At 58.2% G+C, this 22,807-nt stretch carries 21 protein-coding genes, 1 tRNA gene and 1 pseudogene; 16 read left to right on the top strand and 7 right to left on the bottom strand.

What is annotated here, in order from left to right; translation table 11 throughout:
• Positions 1–152: 152 nt before the first annotated feature.
• Together JQ629_RS09160 and JQ629_RS09155 are read left to right on the top strand one after the other, a co-directional pair.
• Positions 153–1,169, top strand: a complete 1,017-nt coding sequence (locus JQ629_RS09160) for a LysR family transcriptional regulator (protein WP_249134917.1) — start codon at positions 153–155, stop codon at positions 1,167–1,169.
• Positions 1,166–2,131, top strand: coding sequence for a LysR substrate-binding domain-containing protein (locus JQ629_RS09155; RefSeq protein WP_212412375.1), 966 nt, complete (start codon positions 1,166–1,168; stop codon positions 2,129–2,131). Before JQ629_RS09160 ends, JQ629_RS09155 begins: the two co-directional genes overlap by 4 nt.
• A gap of 176 nt (positions 2,132–2,307) precedes the next feature.
• Here the strand turns inward: JQ629_RS09155 and JQ629_RS09150 are convergent, their stop codons facing one another.
• Complete coding sequence (locus tag JQ629_RS09150; protein WP_212412374.1) at positions 2,308–2,967, bottom strand: hypothetical protein; 660 nt, start codon at positions 2,965–2,967, stop codon at positions 2,308–2,310.
• Between JQ629_RS09150 and JQ629_RS09145 the strand changes: the two genes are divergently transcribed.
• Positions 2,942–3,964 carry a serine hydrolase domain-containing protein gene (locus JQ629_RS09145; RefSeq protein WP_212412373.1) on the top strand — a complete coding sequence of 341 codons (1,023 nt, stop codon included), beginning with the start codon at positions 2,942–2,944 and terminating at the stop codon, positions 3,962–3,964. The two genes, JQ629_RS09150 and JQ629_RS09145, sit on opposite strands and share 26 nt — an antisense overlap.
• A 161-nt stretch (positions 3,965–4,125) precedes the next feature.
• Here JQ629_RS09145 and JQ629_RS09140 read toward each other — a convergent pair.
• From JQ629_RS09140 to JQ629_RS09125, 4 genes and pseudogenes are all read right to left on the bottom strand, one after another.
• A pseudogene (locus JQ629_RS09140) lies at positions 4,126–5,498 on the bottom strand (transposase).
• Between the two features lie 188 nt (positions 5,499–5,686).
• Complete coding sequence (locus JQ629_RS09135; RefSeq protein WP_349631236.1) at positions 5,687–6,694, bottom strand: alpha/beta hydrolase; 1,008 nt, start codon at positions 6,692–6,694, stop codon at positions 5,687–5,689.
• 268 nt (positions 6,695–6,962) lie between these two features.
• Positions 6,963–8,123 carry an FAD-dependent monooxygenase gene (locus tag JQ629_RS09130; RefSeq protein WP_212412372.1) on the bottom strand — a complete coding sequence of 387 codons (1,161 nt, stop codon included), beginning with the start codon at positions 8,121–8,123 and terminating at the stop codon, positions 6,963–6,965.
• 54 nt (positions 8,124–8,177) lie between these two features.
• The gene (locus tag JQ629_RS09125) at positions 8,178–9,548 is read right to left on the bottom strand and encodes an ABC transporter substrate-binding protein (RefSeq protein ID WP_349631235.1); all 1,371 of its coding nucleotides are present in this window, start codon (positions 9,546–9,548) and stop codon (positions 8,178–8,180) included.
• On the opposite strand from JQ629_RS09125, the gene JQ629_RS09120 reads away from it, so the two are divergent.
• The 6 genes from JQ629_RS09120 (at position 9,539) to JQ629_RS09095 (ending at position 16,080) form a co-directional block, all read left to right on the top strand.
• Entirely contained in the window at positions 9,539–11,527 is a 1,989-nt protein-coding gene (locus JQ629_RS09120) for an AAA family ATPase (RefSeq protein ID WP_212412371.1), read from the top strand. The genes JQ629_RS09125 and JQ629_RS09120 overlap by 10 nt on opposite strands.
• Before the next feature lie 236 nt (positions 11,528–11,763).
• Positions 11,764–12,474: a hypothetical protein gene (locus JQ629_RS09115; protein WP_212412370.1), complete on the top strand. Its 711-nt coding sequence runs from the start codon at positions 11,764–11,766 to the stop codon at positions 12,472–12,474.
• An 83-nt stretch (positions 12,475–12,557) separates the two neighbouring features.
• Positions 12,558–13,916: a site-specific DNA-methyltransferase gene (locus JQ629_RS09110; RefSeq protein ID WP_212412369.1), complete on the top strand. Its 1,359-nt coding sequence runs from the start codon at positions 12,558–12,560 to the stop codon at positions 13,914–13,916.
• Positions 13,909–14,274, top strand: coding sequence for a hypothetical protein (locus JQ629_RS09105; protein ID WP_212412368.1), 366 nt, complete (start codon positions 13,909–13,911; stop codon positions 14,272–14,274). The genes JQ629_RS09110 and JQ629_RS09105 overlap by 8 nt, the downstream gene beginning before the upstream one ends.
• Positions 14,267–14,704: a DUF5681 domain-containing protein gene (locus tag JQ629_RS09100; RefSeq protein WP_212412367.1), complete on the top strand. Its 438-nt coding sequence runs from the start codon at positions 14,267–14,269 to the stop codon at positions 14,702–14,704. Before JQ629_RS09105 ends, JQ629_RS09100 begins: the two co-directional genes overlap by 8 nt.
• Before the next feature lie 8 nt (positions 14,705–14,712).
• Positions 14,713–16,080 carry a hypothetical protein gene (locus JQ629_RS09095; RefSeq protein WP_212412366.1) on the top strand — a complete coding sequence of 456 codons (1,368 nt, stop codon included), beginning with the start codon at positions 14,713–14,715 and terminating at the stop codon, positions 16,078–16,080.
• Positions 16,081–16,099: 19 nt separating this feature from the next.
• Here the strand turns inward: JQ629_RS09095 and JQ629_RS09090 are convergent, their stop codons facing one another.
• On the bottom strand, positions 16,100–16,921 hold the full coding sequence (locus JQ629_RS09090; protein ID WP_212412365.1) for a hypothetical protein: 822 nt from the start codon (positions 16,919–16,921) through the stop codon (positions 16,100–16,102).
• Positions 16,922–17,216: 295 nt separating this feature from the next.
• On the opposite strand from JQ629_RS09090, the gene JQ629_RS09085 reads away from it, so the two are divergent.
• The 7 genes from JQ629_RS09085 to JQ629_RS09055 all read left to right on the top strand — a co-directional run bounded on the left by JQ629_RS09085 (position 17,217) and on the right by JQ629_RS09055 (position 21,740).
• Positions 17,217–17,483 carry a helix-turn-helix domain-containing protein gene (locus JQ629_RS09085; RefSeq protein WP_212412364.1) on the top strand — a complete coding sequence of 89 codons (267 nt, stop codon included), beginning with the start codon at positions 17,217–17,219 and terminating at the stop codon, positions 17,481–17,483.
• A 91-nt stretch (positions 17,484–17,574) separates the two neighbouring features.
• The gene (locus JQ629_RS09080; protein WP_212412363.1) at positions 17,575–17,796 is read left to right on the top strand and encodes a hypothetical protein; all 222 of its coding nucleotides are present in this window, start codon (positions 17,575–17,577) and stop codon (positions 17,794–17,796) included.
• Between the two features lie 91 nt (positions 17,797–17,887).
• Positions 17,888–18,238, top strand: coding sequence for a DUF3489 domain-containing protein (locus JQ629_RS09075; RefSeq protein WP_212412362.1), 351 nt, complete (start codon positions 17,888–17,890; stop codon positions 18,236–18,238).
• Positions 18,239–18,252: 14 nt separating this feature from the next.
• Positions 18,253–18,717, top strand: coding sequence for a DUF2924 domain-containing protein (locus JQ629_RS09070; protein ID WP_212412500.1), 465 nt, complete (start codon positions 18,253–18,255; stop codon positions 18,715–18,717).
• On the top strand, positions 18,707–20,206 hold the full coding sequence (locus tag JQ629_RS09065; RefSeq protein ID WP_212412361.1) for a recombinase family protein: 1,500 nt from the start codon (positions 18,707–18,709) through the stop codon (positions 20,204–20,206). The genes JQ629_RS09070 and JQ629_RS09065 overlap by 11 nt, the downstream gene beginning before the upstream one ends.
• Positions 20,188–20,301, top strand: a tRNA-Arg gene (locus JQ629_RS09060). Before JQ629_RS09065 ends, JQ629_RS09060 begins: the two co-directional genes overlap by 19 nt.
• Before the next feature lie 344 nt (positions 20,302–20,645).
• Positions 20,646–21,740, top strand: a complete 1,095-nt coding sequence (locus tag JQ629_RS09055; RefSeq protein WP_212412360.1) for a recombinase family protein — start codon at positions 20,646–20,648, stop codon at positions 21,738–21,740.
• 68 nt (positions 21,741–21,808) lie between these two features.
• Here JQ629_RS09055 and JQ629_RS09050 read toward each other — a convergent pair.
• The coding region (locus JQ629_RS09050; RefSeq protein WP_212412359.1) for a porin at positions 21,809–22,807 on the bottom strand (999 nt) is incomplete at its 5' end.

Here is a 22,807-nt window from a genome sequence, read left to right as displayed (position 1 = left end):
CGCGTCATCAAGCGGTTGTGATGTCCCTTCGATTGAACCTTTCCAGGCTCAGCCCGAGGCCGAACCACGCGCTGGCTGCCGCCCGCATCTAACAGTTTGCAAAACCTTCCACGATATCGCGACAACTTTGCAGGTGCGGAGCCGCCTGCCGTATGCAAAATTACGGACCGGCGGGTCCGCCGTCGAAGGGGGCGGGAAGATGGCTTTCAAGCCCGAAGAAGAAAGCGGCGGAGAAGCACGCGGTCATGCAGTTTCGTCATCTGCGCTATTTCGTGAAGGTCGTCGAAGCCGGCAGCTTTTCGCGCGCGGCTGCAGATATACATGTCGCACAACCCGCGCTTAGTCAGCAGGTCGGAGAGCTTGAAGATCGGCTTGGCTTTGTCTTGCTGGACCGAAGCTCGCGCGGCGTGCGCCCGACCTCCGCTGGCGAGATCGTGTTCCGCGAGGCCTCCGAAATCCTTCGCCAGCTCGAGCAGCTTCCCGGCATTGTACGGTCGAGCAGCGGCGAGGTTGAGGGCATCGTCAACTTCGGAATCACGGTAGCGCTTGCGGGCGGCATCGCGGGCCCTGCCGTCGCGGCATGCAAGAAAGCCCTGCCAAAGGTGACGTTGAAGTTCTCAGACGGCGAAAGCGACGAGCTTCAGGCCAGGATCGAGGCGCAAACACTCGACATGGCTCTGGTCTTCGAAGATCACTTCGTGCCGAACTTCTCACGCCATCCCATTTTCCGGCAACGTCTTTACCTGGTGGCACGTGAGCCACTGGCAGGGTGCCGGGGGGTGGTCCCCCTCGAGCAGGTCGCTAAACTGCCGCTCGTCCTCCCGCCACTCCCCAGGCACCGGCGTGCCGTCATCGACCGCGCCTTTGCGCAGGCGGGGCTGACGCCAAACATCATCGCCGAGACCGATGCCGGGCTGAGCGAGCTGTCCGCGGTGCGCTCCGGGGTCGGATGTTCGATCTACAACGCCGGAACCTTTGCCAACGTCTATCCGGGCGCTTTCGCCGAGCCGCTGCTGATCGAGCCGCCGATCTTCCTCACGTGCTCGCTGGTTTCCTCAAGCGATTTCCCGCTCACGCATGCGGGCGAAGCCGTGAAAAAAGTGTTGATCCGCTTCGTGGAGGATCAAATTGCAGGGAATACGCGGCCAGGCGCGGAGCTGATCACATGATGCAGTACCGCCACCTGCATTATTTCGTCAGCGTGGTCGAGGCGGGCAGCTTTTCGCGCGCGGCATCGACGATCCACGTTGCACAGCCGGCGCTCAGCCAGCAGATCGCGCAACTCGAAGAGCAACTCGGCGTGAGCCTGCTCTTGCGCAGTGCACGTGGCGTTCGCCCGACCGCCGCGGGTGAGGTGCTGTATCGCGAGGCGTCTTCCATTCTGAAACGGTTGCAGCAACTTCCCGGCATCGTGCGGTCCGGCACCGGGACGGCAAAGGGCGTCGTCCGGCTCGGGATGTCGTCAACCTTCGTGACGACGGCGCCCGCGGCATTCATGGAGCAATGCAAGGCGTCGCTGCCCGATGTCGTGCTCAGGATGGCGGTCTCCGACAGCCCGACCATCAAGCGCCGTGTGACCGAACATGAACTCGACCTTGGGTTGGTGCTGGAGGACGAGCTTACGCCGACCTTAGCACGCATGCCGCTGTTCAGGCAGCGGCTGTTTCTGATCCGTCACCAGGCGGCGTCAAAAGGCAAGCCAGTGCAGCTTGCCGACCTTGCAGCGCTGCCGCTGATCCTGCCGCCTGCTCCGAACATGACGCGCACCGCGCTAAATCGCGCTTTCGCAACGGCAAAGCTCACGCCGAACGTCGTAATGGAAGCCGACGTCGTGGCAAACATCATCGCGGCGGTCCGTGCGGACGTCGGCGGCTCGGTGCTGCCGAGGGGCGATCTTTCCGACATGTCGGGCGACGATCTCGGCGCGCCCGAGGCAATCGAACCGCCGGTTTATCTCACCTGTTCAATCATCTCGTCCGGCAATTTTCCTTTAGCCAATGCGGCGGACGCGGTGCGCGATCTGTTGACCCAGTTCGTCGAGACCACCCTGCACCAAGCGCAGGCACCCGGCGTCGAATGGATCGACGGCACGCCAGCCAAATCGCGAAACACTTCCCGCATATCGCGGTAATATTTTTCAGTTTCTCTGCTATTTGCCTAAGCGTTGTCGGCGCCTGATCGAATGTCCGCTTCGCGCCAGAATCGGACGTTCAACCCAAGTCAGCTTTTGACCCACAACAGACTTCGCATAATGACCCGCGGGGTCGATTATTCATGTGTTTGGAGTGGCTTTCCTCTCGCAAAGTGTTAGAGTTCCGAGGCATCGATTGCGCGCGTTCTTAGCAGGCCGCCATGCGAAGCCCTGATTGCACCACCTGTGTTGCGCGCGCGGTTGCCGGTGTGGCCGGGAGCAGCCTCATTCTCGCCGCCAGCTCTGCCATAGCGCAACAACATCATCATCCACCGCACGATCAGGCCATCCATGAGCGGTTTTATTCCACCGGGATGATGCCAGACAAACGCACCGTGCCATGTTGCAGCAACCAAGACTGTTCGCCGGCAGAATCTAGGATTGAAGACGGTAATTGGGTTGCTCGCAAAGTCGGCGAGGACGGCTCTTGGACCGTAGTTCCGCCGTCTAAAATCGAGCATGATCGCGAGAGTCCTGACGGTCGCAGCCACCTCTGCAGTCGGCGAGTCCCATGGATTTTGAAGCTTGGCTTGGGGGAGGTCGTGTTTTGCTTCATTCCTGGGACAAGCTTCTAATCGGAGTCGACGCTGAACGACAGGATGCACATGCTGCGGCGGGAATTCCTCGTCATGATGGGACTTCCAAAGCTCACTGAAATAATAAACCTTGCCGGTTTGACCCAACTCGGCAATCAAGAGGCGGTACGGACCGAACGGCGGGGGAAGGGCGATGGGCAGCGCGCGACCTTTTATGGCGGCAATCGGCATCTCGTTCATTGCCGCAGGGTTTCCGGCCCGGCAGGCCACCGCACAGCAAGCCATTGCATCGACGGCAGAAACACTTGCCAAGCTCTCGGCGACAATCGCGGAGCAATACCCGTCGGCCAGGGCGCTGGTACTGGCGCGCGGCAATTGCATCCTTCATGAATACTACACCTCCAATCCGCCCGATGCGCAATGGCCGATGTATTCGGTGACGAAGAGCGTGTTGTCCATTCTCGTCGGCATTGCCATCGACAAGGGCCTGTTGCGGCTGGATCAGAAGCTGACCGAACTGGCTGCCGAAGCGACGGAAGGAACCATTGATCCGCGCGCGGCCGATATCACGCTGCGCGACCTCTTGACGATGTCGTCGGGCTTCGCTCCGCACGAGACGGCAGAGGTGCCGGGTATCTGGAATTCCAGCGTCTGGATGATCAGGCGCACGGTCAAGTATCCGCCGGGGACGCATTTTTATTATGACGATGAGGGCACCAAGCTGATTGCGATCATCTTGAGGCGTGCGGTCGGCGGCAACATTGCAGAGTTTGCCAGGAACGAACTGTTCGCGCCGCTGCAGATCGATCGCTACCAGTGGGCTGTCGATGCGGATGGAAACCTGCCCGGACATATCGGCCTCTCATTGACCGGCAGGGACATGGCGAAGATCGGCCTGCTTTACCTTCAACAAGGCCGGTGGCGGGAGCGGCAGCTGATATCGCGGGCCTACGTCCTCGATTCCACGCGCAAGCACATCGACGGCGGTGAGCCGATCCACGCCGGTTACGGATACCTGTGGTGGACAAGGCCGACACGCGACGGGTCGCCGGCCTATTTTGCTTCCGGCTCGCAGAGCCAGCTCATTGTGAACTTTCCGGACCGCAACCTGGTGATCGCACTGGCATCCGCCTCTTCCCTTCCCGGAGGGGCCACGAAGTTTCTCAACGAGGTTGTGATGCCCGCAGAGGCGGCGCTGCTGGCGGGAGCAGCGTGTGTCGGGCGCCTCGATCAGTGACGGGAGGTGCAGCCGCTCAAGAACGTGAATTCCGTTGGCGGCATGTCTGCAATTGGCAGATTTTGTTGCAAAAGTCGGCTGTTTACGATGGACAGTTCGGCTACTTCGCTAGGGGCGACCGGCTTTGATCCGCCGGCCCTGACGCTCTCCCAACTCGAACGCTACGCGACACACAGAGCCTGAGCGGGTGGTGGACGAGCGGCGAGCGACGCGAGCCGCCGCAGGTTCTGGGCGATGGCAGCAAGAACAAACTCATCCTGCGCGCCTCGTGGTCCACGCAGTCGAAGCCGACCGAGCTTCAGGATGCGCTTCAGGTGCGCGAACCGCATCTCGATCTTCTTGCGCTCACGTCGTGACTTCTCAAAGCCTTCGGTATCAGCAAACGACCGGGCAACGTCTCGGGCGCGTTCATGGATGTCGCGCGGGATCTTGCGCGATGGGTCTTTTGGACAGCACTGCGGTTTGAGTGGACATACATCGCAGTCGAGTTTGCTGGCGCGATATAGAAGTGTCTTGCCCTCGTGCACCGTGCCGCTCGTTCCGAGCTGCTTCCCACCCGGGCAGTGGTAGACGTCGCTGGTCGGATCATATCGAAAGTCGCTGCGCGAGAAGGTGCCGTCATCTCGCTTCGACTTGTCGAACACGGGGGTATGTGGCGCGATGCCCTTCGCCTCGACCAGCCAGTTCAGCATTGGAGCAGCCCCGTAAGCGGTATCCCCGACAAGCCGCTCCGGCTTGAGACCAAAGCGCTCCTCCGTTCGCTCAATCATGGTCCTCGCCGCTCCGACCTCGGCCTGGCGAATGGAGCGGGAGGCCTCGACGTCAACGATGACCCCGATACTTCACGTCGATGAGATAATTGTCGGAGTAAGCGAAGAATGCTGGTCCCTTGTGCGCCCGGGTCAACTGGGCTGCGGGATCGGACGGCGAGACGAACTTCGGAACAACGTCACTGGCCGCACCCCACGCCGTATCGTCGAGGGTCGCCAGATACTCCTTCACCGCGCGACTTGATCTCGCCGGATCACGATCCCTGCGCCAATCCTGACCTGCGATTGAGCGCTGCTTGTTGGCGTCGGCTTGGATCAGGCTCGCATCAACGGCGAAGCCTTCGCCGCCAACCAGACCGGCCGCGATGCACGCCTCGACGACCCGCTCGAACACCCGGCGAAAAATATCCCCCTCGCGAAAACGCTCGTTCCGGGCACGCGAGAATGCCGAATGATCCGGGACAGCATCCTCAATAGTCGAGCTTGCAGAACCAGCGATAGGCCAGGTTCACCTGCACTTCACGACAGATCAATCGCTCCGAGCGGATCGCAAACACATACCCCACCACCAGCATCCGGATCATCAGTTCCGGATCGATCGACGGCCGCCCCATCGACGAATAGTGAGGTGCAAGTTCGTTGCGAAGCCAAGACAGATCGAGCGCAGCACCGATCTTCCGCACCAGATGATCTTCGGGGACTGCGTCGCCAAGATGAAACTCGTAGAACAGTTGACCTTGGTCACTCTTCAGACGGCCCATCATGGATCGACCTCGCCGAGATTCGCGTCAACGTAACGGAATCACGGTTCGTCGCCTGCCTCAACCGACTTTTGCGACAAAATTGGCACTTAGCCGACATCGTCAGTGTCACGAATGTCCGCTGTGCGCCAGAAGCTGACATGCATTCCAGATCGGCTCTTGAACCCAAGACGGACTCCCGAGTAGTCGCGTTATTTTCCCGTGTTCATGAAATCGATAATCTCGCCGGTCAGGCGCGTATCCGCTGTGTTGATCGAATACACTTCCGACATATGACTATGCTGCGGCAACATGACTGCGCGCGAACATCCGCTCAGCCGCTTGCAGCTCGCCTGCTTTAAGAGTTCGAATTGCTGCACGAAACCGGGCGGATCCAGTTCCGCAGCAACCACCATCAGTGGCGTCTTGGTCGTCAGCAATCCCGACAGCGAGGATTGCTCGGCATGCTGTGAGGCATTGGTGCCGAAATAAACCCGGTAATCGTTGACCGATGTCGCCGGCATATCGTAGATGCCTGATACAAGTATCGCACCGGCAAGACCACCGCCTTTCACCTTATGAAATTCCGGGCGCGACACGTAATCGGCAACGTGCACCGCGCCGGCGGAATGGCCCATCATATAAATGCGTGCGGGCTCTCCGCCACGCGCGCCAATATTATCTGAAACCCATTGAACCGCCGCGGCCAAATCTTCCGCTCCCGACGGCCAAATGGCGTTAGGCGCAAGCCGATAGATGGCATTGATGCCAATGTAGCCATTTCGGACCGCCCATAGCATGACGTTGTCGTTGAAGGGGCTGCCGGAGGCGCGTTTGGGGCCTCGTACGAAACCGCCGCCATGGATATAGATCAGGATTGCCCGAGGCGAAGAACGCGATTCCGGTGCAAAGACGTCCAGCAGATTGCGATCGTCCGCACCATACTTGATGTCCCGCTCGATCTTGACGCCTTGGTACGGCTCTTTTTCCTGCAGCGGCGCATAGACATCTCCGGTCTTTGACGCATCGACGACCCGGCCGAGTTGCTGCAGCTTGGCAGCGACTTCCTCCGGCATGGGACTTTGCTGGGTCGACGCGGGTTGAAAGCAGGCCACGACTAACGTTACGGCGACAACAGCTGATTTAAGCCACACCATGCGGAAGCCCTTCGTTTTTGCTTTTGCTTGTCCGATCATATCGATTGCAAGTGGAATGTGCATGCGTCGTGCCTTTGACCCGTTTTGAACATCGCCCCGTGAGCAAAAAGCTTCCAATCGGCATCGCTCCACTCCTTAGCGATGTACACACCTCGTAAGCGCTCTTCGGCGAAGCTTTCCATTGAGAGGCGTCAGTGAACTGACGACCTAATCGTGCTCTGAAAACAACACTTCAGAATTGAAGTGATTCCTGATTGACCCAACATGCCGATAAGCTCGGTTATTCGAGGAAAGCCGAGAACTGATCTTCGCAAAATCGCTTCAGTGAACACTACAGCAACGCCGCAGCGGCCTGCTCCACGTCGTACTGAAATATCCATCCTGCCGCCGACATCCATTTGCCCATGCGCCGGTTTCGCTCCGCCACATCCTCGCTTTCGGATCGATAGAATCGGCCCGCGTCACGCGAGGCGGCTTGCACCCGGCTGGTGTGTCCAAATCGCAATTGCTCATAGGCTTTCAGCCGCACCGGAACGTCCGCCGGCTTTGCATCTTCAAGCAAAACAGCCAGCGCAAAACCGTCTTCGATCGCCTGCCCGGCGCCCTGGCCAAAATGCGGCACTACCGGGTGAGCGGCATCCCCGAGCAGCGTCACCCGCGCCGTCGACCAGTAGGGCAATGGCGCCCGATCGTAGATGCCCCAGCGAAAGGCTTCGTCGAGCGCGGCGATCGCTTCCACCACAGGGGCGTCCCAACCGACATATTCAGCGGCCAGAGCTCTGAGATCCCCAGGTGCCGACCACGACTCTTCCGACTCGAGGTTGGTTGGCACGAAAGCGACGATGTTGATCACGCGCCCCTGTGAAATCGGGAAGCAAATGAAGCTCCGGCCCGAGCCCATCCACATATTCAATCCGCGAAGGTCCTTCGCCCATGAAAGTTTCTCCGACGGGACCAAGCCTCGGTAGGCCATGATCCCTTCACTTGTCGGATGCGCGGTCAGCCCTATCTCGCGCTGCACGACCGAGTGGATACCGTCCGCTCCTATCACGACGTCCGCACGGGCGGTAACGCCATTTCCGAAGGTAAGCCGGACACCGTCTTCCGTTTCCCTCACCCCGGTACAATGATGACCATAGCGAACCACAGCGTCCGCTTGCGCATCATTCAGCATTTCCAGCAGCTCCACGCGATGGACCTGGTAGGTTGTACTATCGGCAGTGGCTATCGGCGTTGGAACGGGTTCGCCGCGCGACGTCCGCAGTGAAATACCGACGCTCCTGGTGTTGATATTCTCGAGCCAGTCCCGGAGTCCGATGCGCTTGAGCAAGCGCACTGCATTGGGATGAATGGAAACCCCGGCACCGAGCTCGCGGGGTGAATCCGCCCGTTCGAAAACCGTCACGCCCAGGCCACGCGCCCTTAGGGCAAGGGCAGCGGTCAAGCCACCGATCCCGGCTCCCACAATAGCGATTTGAAGTTTGTTGGTCATTGCGTCCGTCCGAAAAGGCGAGCATCGCCGTCATCGTCGATCCGTCTGCGCGTTTTAACGAGACGCCGGGCTGTCAGCGGGGCCGCCAACAATATCGCCGAACAGCACCCATTTGGTGCCGTCGAAGCGCGCCATACTGGCCCGCCGCCATGCGACGCGGCTGGTGGGCGAGATATTGATCGTCACGCCGTCAAGGAACGCGGGCAGTTGCAGATCGCGCACGTTGGTGGCCTGCTTCAGCAGGTTATCGCGCGAGAGATCGTCACCGCATCTTTTCAGCACTTCGACGATCATTTTTGCAGTGGCATATGCGAAGATCGACTCTTCCATCATTTCGCCAGGCGCCCATTGCTTCATGAAAGCCCGATACTCTTTCACGTCCCGATCGTCGTCCCAAAGCGGGTTTTCAGTCGACTTCAGCCAGACGGCTGTTACCGCGCCGGTCGACGCTTCTAACCCCGCGGGCCGAAGTACGCTTGCAATAACGCTGGCGCCGGAAAGCAGCACATGCTGAACTTTCCATCCCAGCTCATGGGCTTTGCGGATCGACTGCGCGGCGAACCGTGCATTGGATGCGTGGAATAGGGTATCGGCACCAGATGCTTTCAGAGCTACAATTTGCGAGTCGATTGTGGGCTCATTCACGTCGTAAGCCGCCTCCCTCACGATCATGGTCGAGGCCTTGGCTCCGAGTGCCGCCTTGAACCAGCCCAGATTGCCTTTTCCCAGGTCGTCGTTCTGGTAGATCACCGCGATCCTCGCGTCCGGCTTCGATTTCAGCAGATATTCCGCATAGATGCTGGTTTCGGCCGGCTGAGACATCATGAACGTTGTGGTCCACGGCAAATTGTCGGGGTCGTCGAGCTTCGGCGTACTTGCCAAAACCAGTATCTGCGGCACACCTTTGCTGTTGAGGTATTTTGACGTAGCGAGATTTGTCGGCGTTCCGATCGATCCGACCACAGCCAGAACCTCGTCGCTTTCGACCAGCTTGCGCGTTTGCTCGACCGTCTTGGGCGGCGAGAAGGCGTCGTCGAGTGAGATCAGGGTAATTTTCCGGCCATTGATGCCACCGGACTCGTTGATCTTCCTGAAATAGGCCGCCTCAATCCTGGCGAAGACGCTCAGCGACGAGAGCGGACCGCTATAGGGCGCGGTTTGCCCGATCTTGATTTCGGTATCGGTAACGCCCGGGCCGTAGTTTTTTTGCGCCACGGCATCGGACGAAAAGCCGACCGAAAGCGGGATCGCGGCGGCCGCGAAGATCATTGAAAGCTTCATGATGCAAGCCCTATAATCTCGAAGATCTCGAGGCCCTGAACGCACGGCCTCGGGACGTTTTTGGAGCATATTACGAGGCGCGTCCCGAAATTGTTCCGAAATTTTCCGAAAGTATCCTGGCGGCCGGAAACCAGATGAGCCCATCTCGTCAGACGATAGTCATCGGAAGCCATGCGGTTGACCTATCCCGCGAGGCACTGATCGATTCCGGCGGCTTTATTGTTCCGCTGCGGCCGCGAGCCTGGCTGGTGCTCAGGTTTCTCGCGCTTCATGCCGGGCGGCTGGTAGGCAAGAGCGAACTGATGGATGAGGTTTGGACCGACTGCGAAGTAACCGAAGATTCTCTCGTCCAGGCGATTGGAGACATTCGCAGAGCTCTGGGCGAGGCTGGGCGAACAACACTGCGCACCTTGCCGCGCCGCGGATATATGCTCGTTCCCGACGAGAGCAAGCCCGGAACTCCCCCGCGGGAAGGATTGGCCAGTATTGGTGATCGCCTGAGTGCGAGGGCCTCGAGGCGCTTTGTCGGGAGACAGAGCGAACTCGCCCTCCTTCGCGAGGCGATTTCGCCGAACGAGCCGGGTATGCCGCTGTTTTTGTTGTACGGTCCAGGCGGCATCGGCAAGACAACCCTTTTGGAGCAACTGCGAGCAGAGGCTGCGCTCAACGGGACCGTCTTTGTGAGAATTGACGCCACGGGCGTATCGCCCGAACCAAACGCCATGCTGGCTACCCTGTCGACCGCTCTTGGCCTGAACGAACCCGCAGGCGCGATTGAGGAATTGGTGGCGGGATTTTCAAAGCACCGCAGCGTGCTGATCGTCGATTCCTTTGAACACCTGGAACCGATGAGCGGCTGGGTACGCGACACGCTGTTGCCAGCGCTACCTTCGCAAGTCACCGTTGTACTGGCCGGCCGCCGAGTGCCTGACACGCGCTGGACAGCGCACCCGCTGTGGTGCGACGCCATGCACTGCATCGGCCTGGATTCGCTCTCGCAGCCGGAAGCCAGCCGTCTGCTGGATGCTCATGGCGTTGCCGCCGGCGCGCATTCCGGCGTGCTTGACCTCTGCCACGGCCACCCGCTTGCGTTGGTGCTAGTTGCCGACGAGGTACGGCGGCTTGGCCGAGTCCCTACGGAATTGGGCCCGGATCTAGTGCGCGCGTTGACTAAGCGTTGTGTCGCACAAGCGCCGACAGCGCTGCACCGCGCTGCGCTTGAGGCATGTGCTCGCGCGCGTACCACGACGGTCTCCTTGCTGTCAGAAGTGGTTGATGCATCGAGCGCGGTCATGCTGTTCGAGTGGCTTCTAGAGCAGAGCTATGTCAGCGCCGTTCCGGAAGGAGTTTGGCCACACGAGCTTGTGCGTGACGCCATCGATGAGGAGTTGCGCTGGCGAGACCCGGAGGGTTCGCGCGCGCTTCAACACGCCGTCAATCGGCACTTGATCCGGCAGTTGCAACGCGGCTTGAATATCCAGCACAGCATCTTTGAATTGCAATACATCGAGCGCCGCTCCTCCGTGATGCAGCGCTTCTTCAACTTTGCCGCGCTTGGCAGCATTTCGGTTAAGCCAGCGGCAGCGGCCGACGCGGACGGCATCGCGCGCTTGCGGGATGCGGGATTACCGCCCGCCGAACGCAGGCTGTTCGATCACTGGCGCCACCACAAGGCAACGCGGATTCTGACGGCACACCGCCGATACGGCGAATTGTGCGGAGTTACTCAGATCCTCAGGCTCGATGGATTGGACGAACAAAGTGCTGCCATCGACCCGGTGGTATCCGCCGTCCGGGACGTGCTGGGGCAAGAACTGATGGATGGATATACCTCATTGATGTCCAGGTTCACGGTGCCTGAGGGCGAACGGCGCGGACTGAATCCGGCGATGAACGCATTGCAGAACAGCCACTACATGCTCTGGGCCACCGAGCCGAACTTACGATTCTATGTGGTGGCGCCGATCTACCCCGATCATTTTGCGCCCTTGCTGGAAGGTACCCGCTTCCGGCGCCTCGCCGGCTGTGACCGTGTCATCGACGGGATCCCGATCGGATGTTTTGTACACGACTGGCAGGCCGAACCTTGGATAGAATGGCGTGATCGGCTACTGGATGTCTGAGTTGTGGCGGAGCGTAACCAAGAATAGCGTCTTCTGATCATGGTAGTCATGGGCGGCCGGCAATGCGCTGAACGGCAGCTTTGCGCCAGAAGCCGCCGTTCCATAAACGCTCATTACGCGAATTCGGCGCTTATCCTCTATTGTCGGTTCCTTTGGGGAAAAGCTCCTGCTTTGGGCTTCCCAGTCGGGCCGGTAGGGTTTCTGATGCTGCTGAGCACAGCATTTGTGAGGAACTCATGGGTGTAGAAATCACCTCTGTCGTAGAACTACCTGCGAACAGACGCCTTGAAGAAACGCACCGCGCCCGAATTAGGCGCGCTGCTGAATGTCTGACCTCACCCGCGCCGAGTTGCCTGATAGCGGTTCTTTCGCGTTTTTCCTTTGACGTGAAAACGCAGAATCACGTTGATGCCTTTTCGCCTACGAGAAAACAACATTTCGAGACAAATGCCGCGGCAAACCACGATGCCAGACGGCTTTTTGAGTTCTTGCAGCAGCCGTTTGTTACCGACTTTCTAACGGCGCACTCGCCACAGAGTGAGGGGTTAAGACATCAGTTCGAGCCGTTTTTGCTCCAAATTCTAGTCGCCACTCACGAAGCACGCAAAACCTTGCTCGATGAACATGGGAAGGTCCCATCCGGAGCAGGTAGGGCTCGTCTCCCCGGTGCCCTGCCGCCGGCTAGATATGTTTGCGCTGCGATCATTATGGAAGCGGCACAGTTCCTTGCAGAAAATGGATTCAGTACGCCTTCAAAGACCGCGCTCTATGACGCGGCAACGGAGCTGTGGACGTCACTTCTCCCCTTGGAAGGCTGGGGGAACACTAGGCGTTTCGGCTGGAAGAGCTATTTCGACGACAATGGCGACGATTCGCTGATCAGGTTGCGGCATGAGGTACGCCGGCAACTCGACATCGAGATGTCTTTGTTTTCTCTACGGAAATAATTCGCATCTAAACGCGCACATTATACTCGATTCCGGAAACAGCGATTTTTCTACAGTCTTGCGGTGAGTTGGAGCTCTCCGCGATGAACAAGCACAATCACGACAGCGCACGGTCAGGCGTAGATCCCGCTGTCGAAATTCCTCAAATTGCGTTGCAGTCGCCTGCGGATCTAAAGGCTCATCCGAGCAACGCCCGCAAGCATTCCCTTACCCAAATCAGGGCGATCGCCAAAAGCATTGACGCCTTCGGCTTCAATGCCCCTATCCTTGTGGATGGAGAGGGAAACGTTCTCGCAGGTCACGGCCGCCTTGAAGCCGCGAAACTCTTGGGTCTTTTGCAGGTCCCGGTCATTTTTCTGCATCACTTGTCAGAGGCGAAAGCCAAGGCCTATATGCTGGCCGACAACAAACTTACAGATCGGTCTACTTGGGACGACGCCACGCTAGCCGTCCAGCTTAAGGAACTTTCTGAGCTCGCCCTGAGCTTTGACATCGACGCGACGGGCTTCGAGCCTCCCGAGATTGATTTCCGGATCCAGTCACTCGAAGATCTCGATGCAATTGACCGGGGTGACGATTTTGAGCTTCCCACTGGTCCGTCAGTTTCCGCTTTAGGTGACATTTGGCAGCTGGGGGACCACCGTATCGCGTGCGGCAATGCTCTGGATCAGGCCGCCGTGTCCAACCTTTTCGTCGGCGAGAAGGCGGTCGCGGCGTTCACTGACCCTCCCTATAACGTTAAGATCGACGGACACGTTGGTGGCAAGGGGACCGTCCACCATCGCGATTTTCCGATGGCCACGGGGGAGATGTCTCAATCCGAATTCACCGCGTTTCTAACATCAAGCCTATCCGAGATCTGCCAGCACACCGTTCCCGGCGCCGTGATCTACGTCTGCATGGATTGGCGCCACATATCGGAAACGCTTGCCGCGGGACAGGCATCCGGCTGCGAGTTGCTGAACCTGTGTGTATGGGTCAAGAGCAACGGCGGCATGGGTTCGCTCTACAGGTCCCGACACGAACTGGTCTTTGTCTTCAGAAACGGACCGGAACAGCACCTCAACAATATTCAGCTTGGCAAGTTTGGGCGCTACCGGACCAACGTCTGGAACTACGCCGGTGGTAATTCTTTCGCGCGCAAAGGCTCAAAACGTAACCTCGAACTGCACCCCACGGTTAAGCCGCTCTTGATGGTGTCAGATGCCATTCAAGATTCGACTAACCGTGGCGACATCGTCTTTGACCCCTTCTTGGGCAGCGGAACGACACTCCTCGCCGCAGAGCGCGTGGGTCGTCGCTGCTTCGGTGTCGAACTCGACCCACTCTACGTCGATACGGCAGTTGAGCGCTGGCAGCACATGACCGGACGAAAGGCCCACAGCCAGTTCGGAGAGAGCTTCGATTTCGTGAAATCCAGGCGGGGCGCCGCAAATGACTGAAACAAAGCACGACGACCGTGCCGGCCCTCGTGCGCCAAAGAAGCGCAAAAAAGGCAATTCCCGCAAGGATCGGGCACGAAACAAGCCTGACGAGAGCCAGCTATCGGTGATCGAGCGGCTCCTTCGCGCGCCCGTGGCTGCCGTAAAGGATGGGCAGCCCGAAAGGATGCCTGCCCTGCAGGCAATCATGTTTCAGCTCGTGCAGAGGTCGCTCGCCGGAGACAAGAAGGCCGAGCGCACCCGACAAAAGTTCGAGGAGTTCGCAAAGCGGAACAGCGCCGCAGAACTGGAGGTCGTGTTCGTCGACAACGACTACACGACGGCCTTTGCAGCTTCGGGAGAGGTCGACAATGTCTGACTACGAGATCGGATACGGGAAACCGCCCAAGGCATCGCAATTCAAGTCCGGCGTCTCAGGTAACCCAAGAGGGCGGCCGAAATCCGAGCCGTCCGACTTGGCTCTGGTGATATTGGGCGTTCTTGAGTCCCCCATTCGTCACCGGGAGGGTGGAGAGGAAAAAACCACCCCGGCGTGGGAACTCAATCTGACAGCGCTTGTCCAAAGGGGAGTACGTGGTGACGTCGATGCCGCAATGACTGTGCTTAGGCTTTGGATTCGCGCCGAGCGTAGCAAGACTGGCAAGCAGCGCGTCGTCGTCGAGGACTGGCTGCCAGACTATCCCGGTCAGACCGCGGAGCAAAAAACGCGCGATTTTGCACGAAAGCGGAACGTTGCCCCGACTGAGTGGTGGTCCCAGCCTGCCGCGGACCGGCTTAGTAGAGATTGAGTACGCAGATGTCGAGAAGGATCCACACGTCGTCACAAAAACTATCGGTCGGAACGCTCCATGCCGGACAGGTGAAAGCCTTTCTGGCTCTTCGCGGCTCCCGCTTCAAAGCACTGCGGTGCGGCCGTCGTTTTGGTAAGACCGACTTGGCCAAAACCTGGATCAAGGAAGGACTTGTTCAGGGGTTCGAATGCGCTTGGTTCGCTCCACAGCATAAGACTTGGGCGGAGGTGTATTCGGAGACGACGTCGGCATTGGTCGGCATCATTGAGCATACCTCCAAGACGGCTGGCGAAATAAAACTAAAAACCGGCGGGAGACTGGACTTCTGGTCTTTGGAGAATGCGATCGCCGGTCGCGGTCGTCGCTATCATCGGATCGTCATGGACGAAGCCGCGTTCGCCAAGGACGGCGATAATAAGGCCGACGGCTCCGCCATGGAGATCTGGGAAAAGGCCATCAAGCCAACCCTTTACGACTATGGCGGTGAGGCTCTGGTTTGCTCGAACTCAGCCGGCAAGAATCCCGATAACTTCTTCTACAACATCTGCACGGATCCTCAGTACGGGTTTAGAGAATACCACGCTCGAACCATGGACAATCCCCTCCTGCCGAAACGCCTCCAGGACGAGGGCATCGAAGATTGGTCGGCGCGCAAGGAGCTATTTCAAGTCGACCTCATCAAGAACAACGATCCGCTCGTCTATGCTCAAGAGTATCTGGCGGAATTCGTAGATTGGTCGGGCGTCGCCTTCTTCAGCCGCGAGAAATTGCTCGAGCAGGGCCACCCTGTACCCTTCCCCGCCACCTGCGACGTCGTTTTTGCTGTCATTGATACAGCCTCAAAGACCGGCACCGAGCATGACGCGACCGCGGTCACATACTTCGCCCACAACGCCTATTCGGGAGGCTCCCCGCTCACCATCCTGGACTGGGATCTCATCCAAATCGAAGGGGCGACCCTAGAGACGTGGCTCCCCTCTGTCTTTCAGCGATTGGAAGAACTGGCCAGACTCTGCCGTGCACGAGGTGGATCTATCGGCGCTTTGATTGAAGACAAGAATTCCGGGACAATTCTTCTACAGCAGGCTCGCCGTCGAGGCTTGCCAGTAACAGATATCGATTCAAAGTTGACCGCACTGGGCAAGGACGAGCGCGCGATCTCGGTGTCCGGTTATGTGCACCAGGGAAAGGTGAAATATTCCGAACACGCATTTAACAAGGTTTCGGTCTACAAGAACAAGTCGCGCAATCACCTGCTCGATCAGGTGGAGAGCTTTCGCGTCGGCGACAAAGACAGCGATCGCGAAGACGATCTGCTCGACACCTTCTGTTATGGAGTTGCGGTCTCGCTCGGTGACAGTGAGGGCTTTTAGCCCTGCATATGTCATAACGCTAACCTGCTTCTCTCTGGTACTTTAATAGCGCCCAGTACTCAGGCTCTTCCATTGCCCCTCGCTCCGTTATGCTTTGTTCCAGCCGGCCAGCCTCGGGGGCGACGAAGGGATCGTCGGTATCGGTCCGCGATCCCGCAAACGCTCCGGAGACGAGAAAGACGTCTCCCGCACGCTTTGCGGCCAATACCTCCAAAATGTCTCCATTAGGAGAAGCCGTCAGGTGGATTGTAACGATATTTGAGCAGAGCGGCCTTACTGAGAACGTCACTCGCTTGCTGCTTGGGGTACCCACCTTCAGCATCCGCACGCTCCAATCGTCAATTTTGAAATTGCGATCTCGAGCGAGCTTGAGAATTGCTGCGTCTCGATCCCGCTTGGTCGCAGCCATCGCCTCTTCAATACGCTTTTCCAGTATCCCGTTCTTCTCGTCGCGAGCTTTTTTCATGTCAGCGGCGAGGCTAAAATATTTGGCGGATGCATTCGCGGTAATGTCACAGAAGCGCTGCTCTTGCTCTGGAATCCGCGATGGATTGACTGGCTGCGATGTGGCCCGCTTTTGGGCGCTGTCCGACGAGCCGGTGCCAGTCTGTGAGGCAACAAGCAAGCCGCTGGCAACCAACATAAGGCTCGGGGATGAGAAAAATCCGATCGCCGAAAGTGTCAGACCGCCGATGCCGGCTATGATGCCTGATGTGCTTCGGCTTCCTAACCCCACCATCAAGCCGATGAGGCTGAATAGCACTGCGAGCGGCACGAATACCAAGCCAAGCGTGAAGATGCCGAGAATGCCGAGACAGCAGCCAATTACGCCGAGGATCAAGCCCTGACTTCCTCTCCGTGGGCCGGGCGCACCAGTACGCGGCCTTGGCGGCTGCGACCCTTCGAACCCTGACAAAGGATTGGCCGCTGCCGGGTTTCTAACACCACATTCGGAGCAAAACACAGCCGCTCGGGTAACGGCCGCACCGCAGCTTCGACAATGATAACTAGCCAAATCCCCCTCCTTCTACCTCTGCGGGGATTCTGATAGCTCAGGAAACACGGATTATCCAGTTTTGGGATAATCCTCTTTCGGGATCAAATTGCCTGCCGCCGAATCTTTGGCCTGGCGGTGCATGCAGAAGTCCCTGAAATCGGCGGAATACGCCCGCTTAATTGCGCTACTTGTCGCAGTGCGAAAAGACGCTGGCGTTCGCCAGCATGCTTTGGCCAAAAAGCTCGGACGACCCCAGTCCTTCGTTGCAAAATATGAGGGTGGCGAGCGGCGCATCGATGTTGTTGAGTTCATCGCCATTGCTCGGGCCTTAGGCGCCGATCCGGTCAGGCTCTTCCGCGACTTTGCCGCCGGAAAGCCCGCTAAAACCGGGCGAAAAGCCGGCTAATCTGCCTTGTTATTGCCAACCGTGGTGCGTCGAATTCGCTCGACTTCTGCGGCCACCAGAGCGTCACTGTCCTCGTGAATTGGAGGACAAGATGGTCAAGCCGGTTTTCAACGATGCGGTTATCGCCTGCCTTGATGAGGTGCATTCGCGGCTATCCGAGGCCACCCAAATAGCGAAGGCCGCCCAGGCCTGCGCACGCGCCGGCAGCCTCTCTGAGGCGGTCACGGTTTCGATGGACATCGAGCAATTGATCTATGAAGCCGGGCGGCTTCACGACGCAGCCTCGCTATTGAACAGGCTGGCCCAGGACTGAGATTACTTCGGCTCCCTCACGCCCGGCTTCTAGAGCCGGGCTCGTGTCAGTGGCAGCACCCGATGCTGTCGTTGAAACGATGGAGAGCTAAATGGCCACCCACAAAGCCGAGACAAAATCAAAATCCTCGAAATCTAAGTCTCGGCAATCGGCCCCTAAAGTAGGGAAACCCGGCAAGACATCAGCGCCCACCAAGACTGCAGCCTCAAAGGCAAAGGACGCCTCAGCCGGTTCTTCCAAACAGGAAGCGGTGCTCGCCCTGCTGCGGCAGCCCAATGGCACGACAATCGATACAATCATGAAGGCGACCGATTGGCAGCAACACTCCGTGCGCGGGTTTTTTGCTGGAGTGGTGAAGAAGAAGCTTAAGTTGAATCTCACTTCGGAAAAGGTAGACAGCACGCGCGTTTACCGGATCGGCAAATCGGGCGCAGCCTCGTGAAATCCCAGAATGGGATGTTTGAGGCCGATCCAGCCGTCGAAGCGGAGCTGGATCGGCTACCGGCAATGCCAATTGTCGACCTCCGGAAGCGCTACCGCGAACTGTTCCGGACCGAACCACCGAAAGCTTTCGGCCCGGACTTGCTCCGGCGCAGTATTGCTCACGCGATTCAGGAGAAGGCCTACGGCGGCCTTCTCTCGCCTACACGGCGGTTGCTGGACCAACTGGTGAAAGCTGCTTCTGCCAAGCCCGCCGGCCGTCTGGAGCTGCCCCAGCGGATCAAACCGGGGTCCGAACTGGTGCGGACATGGAACCGTAGGACGTATCGGGTCACCGTGACGGCTGATGGCTTTCTCCATGCCGGTAAGACGTTCGCCAGCCTTTCCGAAATCGCCTCCACTATCACCGGCACAAAATGGAACGGCCCGAGGTTCTTCGGGCTGCGCTCAGCGCGTCAGGAGGCTCCCGATGGCAAATGACGCCAAGGTCCTTCGCTGCGCCATTTACACCCGGAAATCCACCGAGCACGGCCTTGAGCAAGAGTTCAACTCGCTGGATGCTCAACGCGAGGCCTGCGAAGCCTACATCAAGAGCCAAGCGTTTCAGGGGTGGACGGCCTTGCCCCAGCAATACAATGACCCGGCGTACTCTGGGGGCAACCTGGACCGCCCGGCCCTTAAACGGCTATTGGCCGACATAGACGCCGGCAAGATCGACGTGATCGTGGTCTACAAGATCGATCGCCTCACCCGCTCGCTCGCCGACTTTGCAAAGCTGGTCGAGGCCTTTGACGCCAGGTCAGTCTCGTTCGTCGCTGTTACCCAGCAGTTCAACACGACCACGTCCATGGGCAGGCTGACATTGAACGTACTGCTGTCATTTGCCCAGTTTGAGCGGGAGCTGTCGGCAGAGCGGGTCAGGGACAAGGTGGCTGCCAGCCGGCGCAAGGGGAAATGGACGGGCGGCACGGTGCCGCTTGGATACGTGACCAAAGACAAGAAGTTGGTCATCGACAAATCGGAAGCCGAGACGGTAAGAGCGGTTTTCAAGCTCTATTTGGAGCAAGGATCGTTCAGCAAACTTGTTGCAGAACTCGACCGCCGGAAGATTGTCACCAAACGACGCAACGTGAAGGTCGCAAAATACCGTGGCGGCATACCCTTCACCTATGGACCCCTCGCTCACTTCCTCAAGAACAGAATTTATATTGGGGAAACTCATTACGGGGGCAAATGGTTCAAGGGCGAGCATGAAGCCATCCTAGATGGATCGACCTTCGATCGCGTGCAGGAGTTGCTCAAATCCAACACCGTGAAGCGCAAGGTCGCGTTTTCTGAAAGCGGAGCCCTCCTCCAGGGCAAACTGTTTGACGACAAGGGCAATCGCATGGGGCCAAGCTTTTCAAGCAAGAACGGTGTTCGCTATCGCTTCTATATCAGCACGGCGTTGCGCGGGCGGAAGCATCAGGCAGGTTCTGTTGCGCGAATTTCAGCGACAGAGATTGAGGGTCTGGTCCAGACCGCCCTCAGCGAAAAGCTCCGGTTGCCAGCAGACAAGATACTTGAGCAGGTCGAAACAATCACCGTATCCAGCAACCGGATCCGGTTGGCGCTCAATCCGACGAGAGGCAAACAACGCTCAATTGATATTCCTTGGACTCCAAAGCCAAAGGGCTCGACGGAAATAAATACCCCACCGACCGCCAAGGTCGATGAAAAGCTCGTGAAATCGATTATCCGGGCTCATACGTGGCTCGACGACCTATCAAGCGGGCGCCAGGCATCCATCGAAGCGCTCGCCGCAGCAGCAGATCTCCATCCCAAGGTAATCCGGCAAGGGCTGCGGCTGGCGTTCCTGCCCCCTGACCTGACAATGGCAGCTTTGGACGGCGATGCGACGATTGAACTGAAGCAGATCCCAAAATCTCTGCCGCTGTCGTGGCGCGAGCAGCATCGATCGCTCGGCTGAAATTCGGCTATCGATTGTTATGGAATACTTGCAAGGTTCCGAGCGTCGGATTTCGATTCCGAGGGTCGGGAGTTCGAATCTCTCCGAGTGCGCCATCATAAGTGATTGGCAAATAATCAATTTTGCCCGTTATGGCTTCGTTCTATTGCCTGTTTTGGTGTTGCAAGACGTTGCAAGGGCATACTAACGTAATCAACGGCTTACCAACCTTTCCCAATCACTCCACGCAACACGGTCGCAACATGGCGTTTCATACTTTGTTCTAGCCTTAGAGTGACGGATGTCCCTTCGACTTGGCGAATGGGTCACTTGATTTGAGAGTCGTGAGGCAGGCATCGCCTCTAGCCGTCTCGATGGACGGTGCGCCCCGCTCGCCACGTTCCCAGCGCGCGTCGTTCTCGGCCGTCCGGTAAACTGTACGCGTTGCGGTAGGTCTCGGATGGCAAAGAAAATTAAGAAGGCTCCAGGCTGGTTGGGTTTGTCTGAAGACCGAACTTCGTTTGTCTACATCCCCGAACGGGCCGAAATAGTCAGACAGATCTTCGAGCTGAGCATTGCAGGCTTAGGCGGCTACACGATCGCAAAATTGCTGAATTCAAAGAAGGTTCCTGCATTTGGGACTTCAAAGCGTTGGGATCAATCGACGATCCACAACATGCTGAGCAGCAGGGCAACGATCGGTGAATATCAAAGGAAGCAAACTATAGAGGGCAAAGAGCATCCGGTTGGAGATCCGGAGCCTGGCTATTACCCACCCGTCATCCAGGAAAGTCTATTCCAAGCCGCGCAGGAGGCCCGCCAGCGAAATTTGGCAATCGGTCGAGGGCGCAAGGGTCGACTTATCACGAACCTCTTTGCCGGGCTTACTACGTGCGCCTATTGCAACAGCCCGGTGAAATTTCATAGCAACGGGAATTCTAAAAGCCTGATTTGCAAGTCGGTCGTAGAAAGGACCGGATGTATCAGATTTGGCTGGTCTTATGGTGATTTCGAGAATTCTTTTTTTGAATTCTTGAATTGTGGAGTTCTCCCCGGCTTCATCGAGCAGTTGGTCAAGCTGCGAAACAGCGAGCAGGAAAAATCGCAAGACGACATTTACACCACCCGAGCAGAAATTTCACGAATCGTTAAAGCGGGTATCTTGAAGTTGACGATCGCAACGGCAGGGGTCCCCCCACCGAGCAGTCAAACGAACGGATCCATACGGCGCGACCACCCCAATCGTTGTTTTACAGCGGTTTTTGCTGATGGTTCGTCGCGAGTTGGGTACCCGGTTGTTCTTCCGCAAGTAAAACCAAATCTCCACTTCAATTCTATCGAGCTTTCTAAATCTCTTCTTTTGACCCCGCGGCAAGGCGCGCTGACCACTCTTCTTGCTCAAGGAGATACTTTAACTATTGCCGCCGAAAAGTTGGGCATGACCTTGGCAACCGCGCGCTGGCATCTTCGGGAGATATTTAAAAAAACGAATACTCACTCTCAAGTTGATCTCGTACGCCTAGCCGAAACCACTTTCCCCCCCGAAGCTTCTTGAAGCGCAACGCAAAGCCCCCGGCAGTTTCCCGCCGGGGGCTCAGCTAGACGTTGATCAGACGAACTGGATTACCAGTTGCGCTGAGCGCGGAGCAGCACTTGGACGGTGTCCTGGTCCTTCAGCTCGTAGGTAGCTGCCGGCTTCGCGATAGCAGCCTGGGCCGCGGGAGCAATCAAGCCAACAAACTTCTGGTCGAGATGGGTATAGGTAACTTCGCCCGAGAACGTCAGGCCCTTCACAGGCGTCCAGCGGGTGACGACACCGAGCTGGGCGACGTTGAAGTCCGGGTTGCAGGTGGTGATACCCGCAGCGCCTACGAGGCCTGTGAGAGCGCCGCCGGGGCCGCAGAGCAGAGCAGTTCCGCCGTTACCATACTTAAGCTGGGCGTAAGCTCCGTAAAGCGACGAACTCCAGTAGGGATCCCAGTTATGGTTGAAGGCACCACGCATACCCCAGGTCTGAACCTTGGAAATGCCGGTTCCCAAACCGAAGATCCCGTCTGCTACCGCAGCGAGGCCAACGCTCTGGTAGGCGCCCGGCACGTTGGTGCTGCCGTACATCGCGAAGCCCTGCGGAGCAAGGTTCTGGAAGTTATAGCGGGTTGCGCCGTCGGTGTAGACCGCCTGGATGTTGATCGTGTCGCCAGGACCGGTCGGGATGTTCTTGATCTGCAACGAACCCTGGACAGCCCAGCCCCACGTGTCGCTGGGATGACCGGTGGGTTCAGTGGCACCGTAGTAAGCAGCGTGAATGTTATGCCCCACTGCCGACAACTGGACCATACCCCAAGCCTGGTCGGCCTTGAGCACGCCGATGATATCCGGAACCCTTGAGCCGCCGATATCGCTGGCGCCGTAGCCGCCACCTGCGAAGGCCGCGGGAGCGACGAGGCCTGCACTCGTGTTGATCACGTTGGCCTGAGAGTACTGGGTCTGATCCTGGAGCGACACGGTGCCCGAGATGCCGTTGCCGAACTGAGCGGTGTAGGTCAACTGGTTCACACCAGTGACCATGCCGCTGCCGCCGACGAGACCGTCGAAGTTGTTGCCCGGGTAGTTGTTCCAGGG

It is taken from the genome of Bradyrhizobium sp. AUGA SZCCT0222 (genome assembly GCF_018130205.1).
Lineage (GTDB): Bacteria > Pseudomonadota > Alphaproteobacteria > Rhizobiales > Xanthobacteraceae > Bradyrhizobium.
The sequence above is the reverse complement of the archived record's forward strand: the minus strand, read 5'-3'. Positions and strand labels throughout refer to the sequence as shown.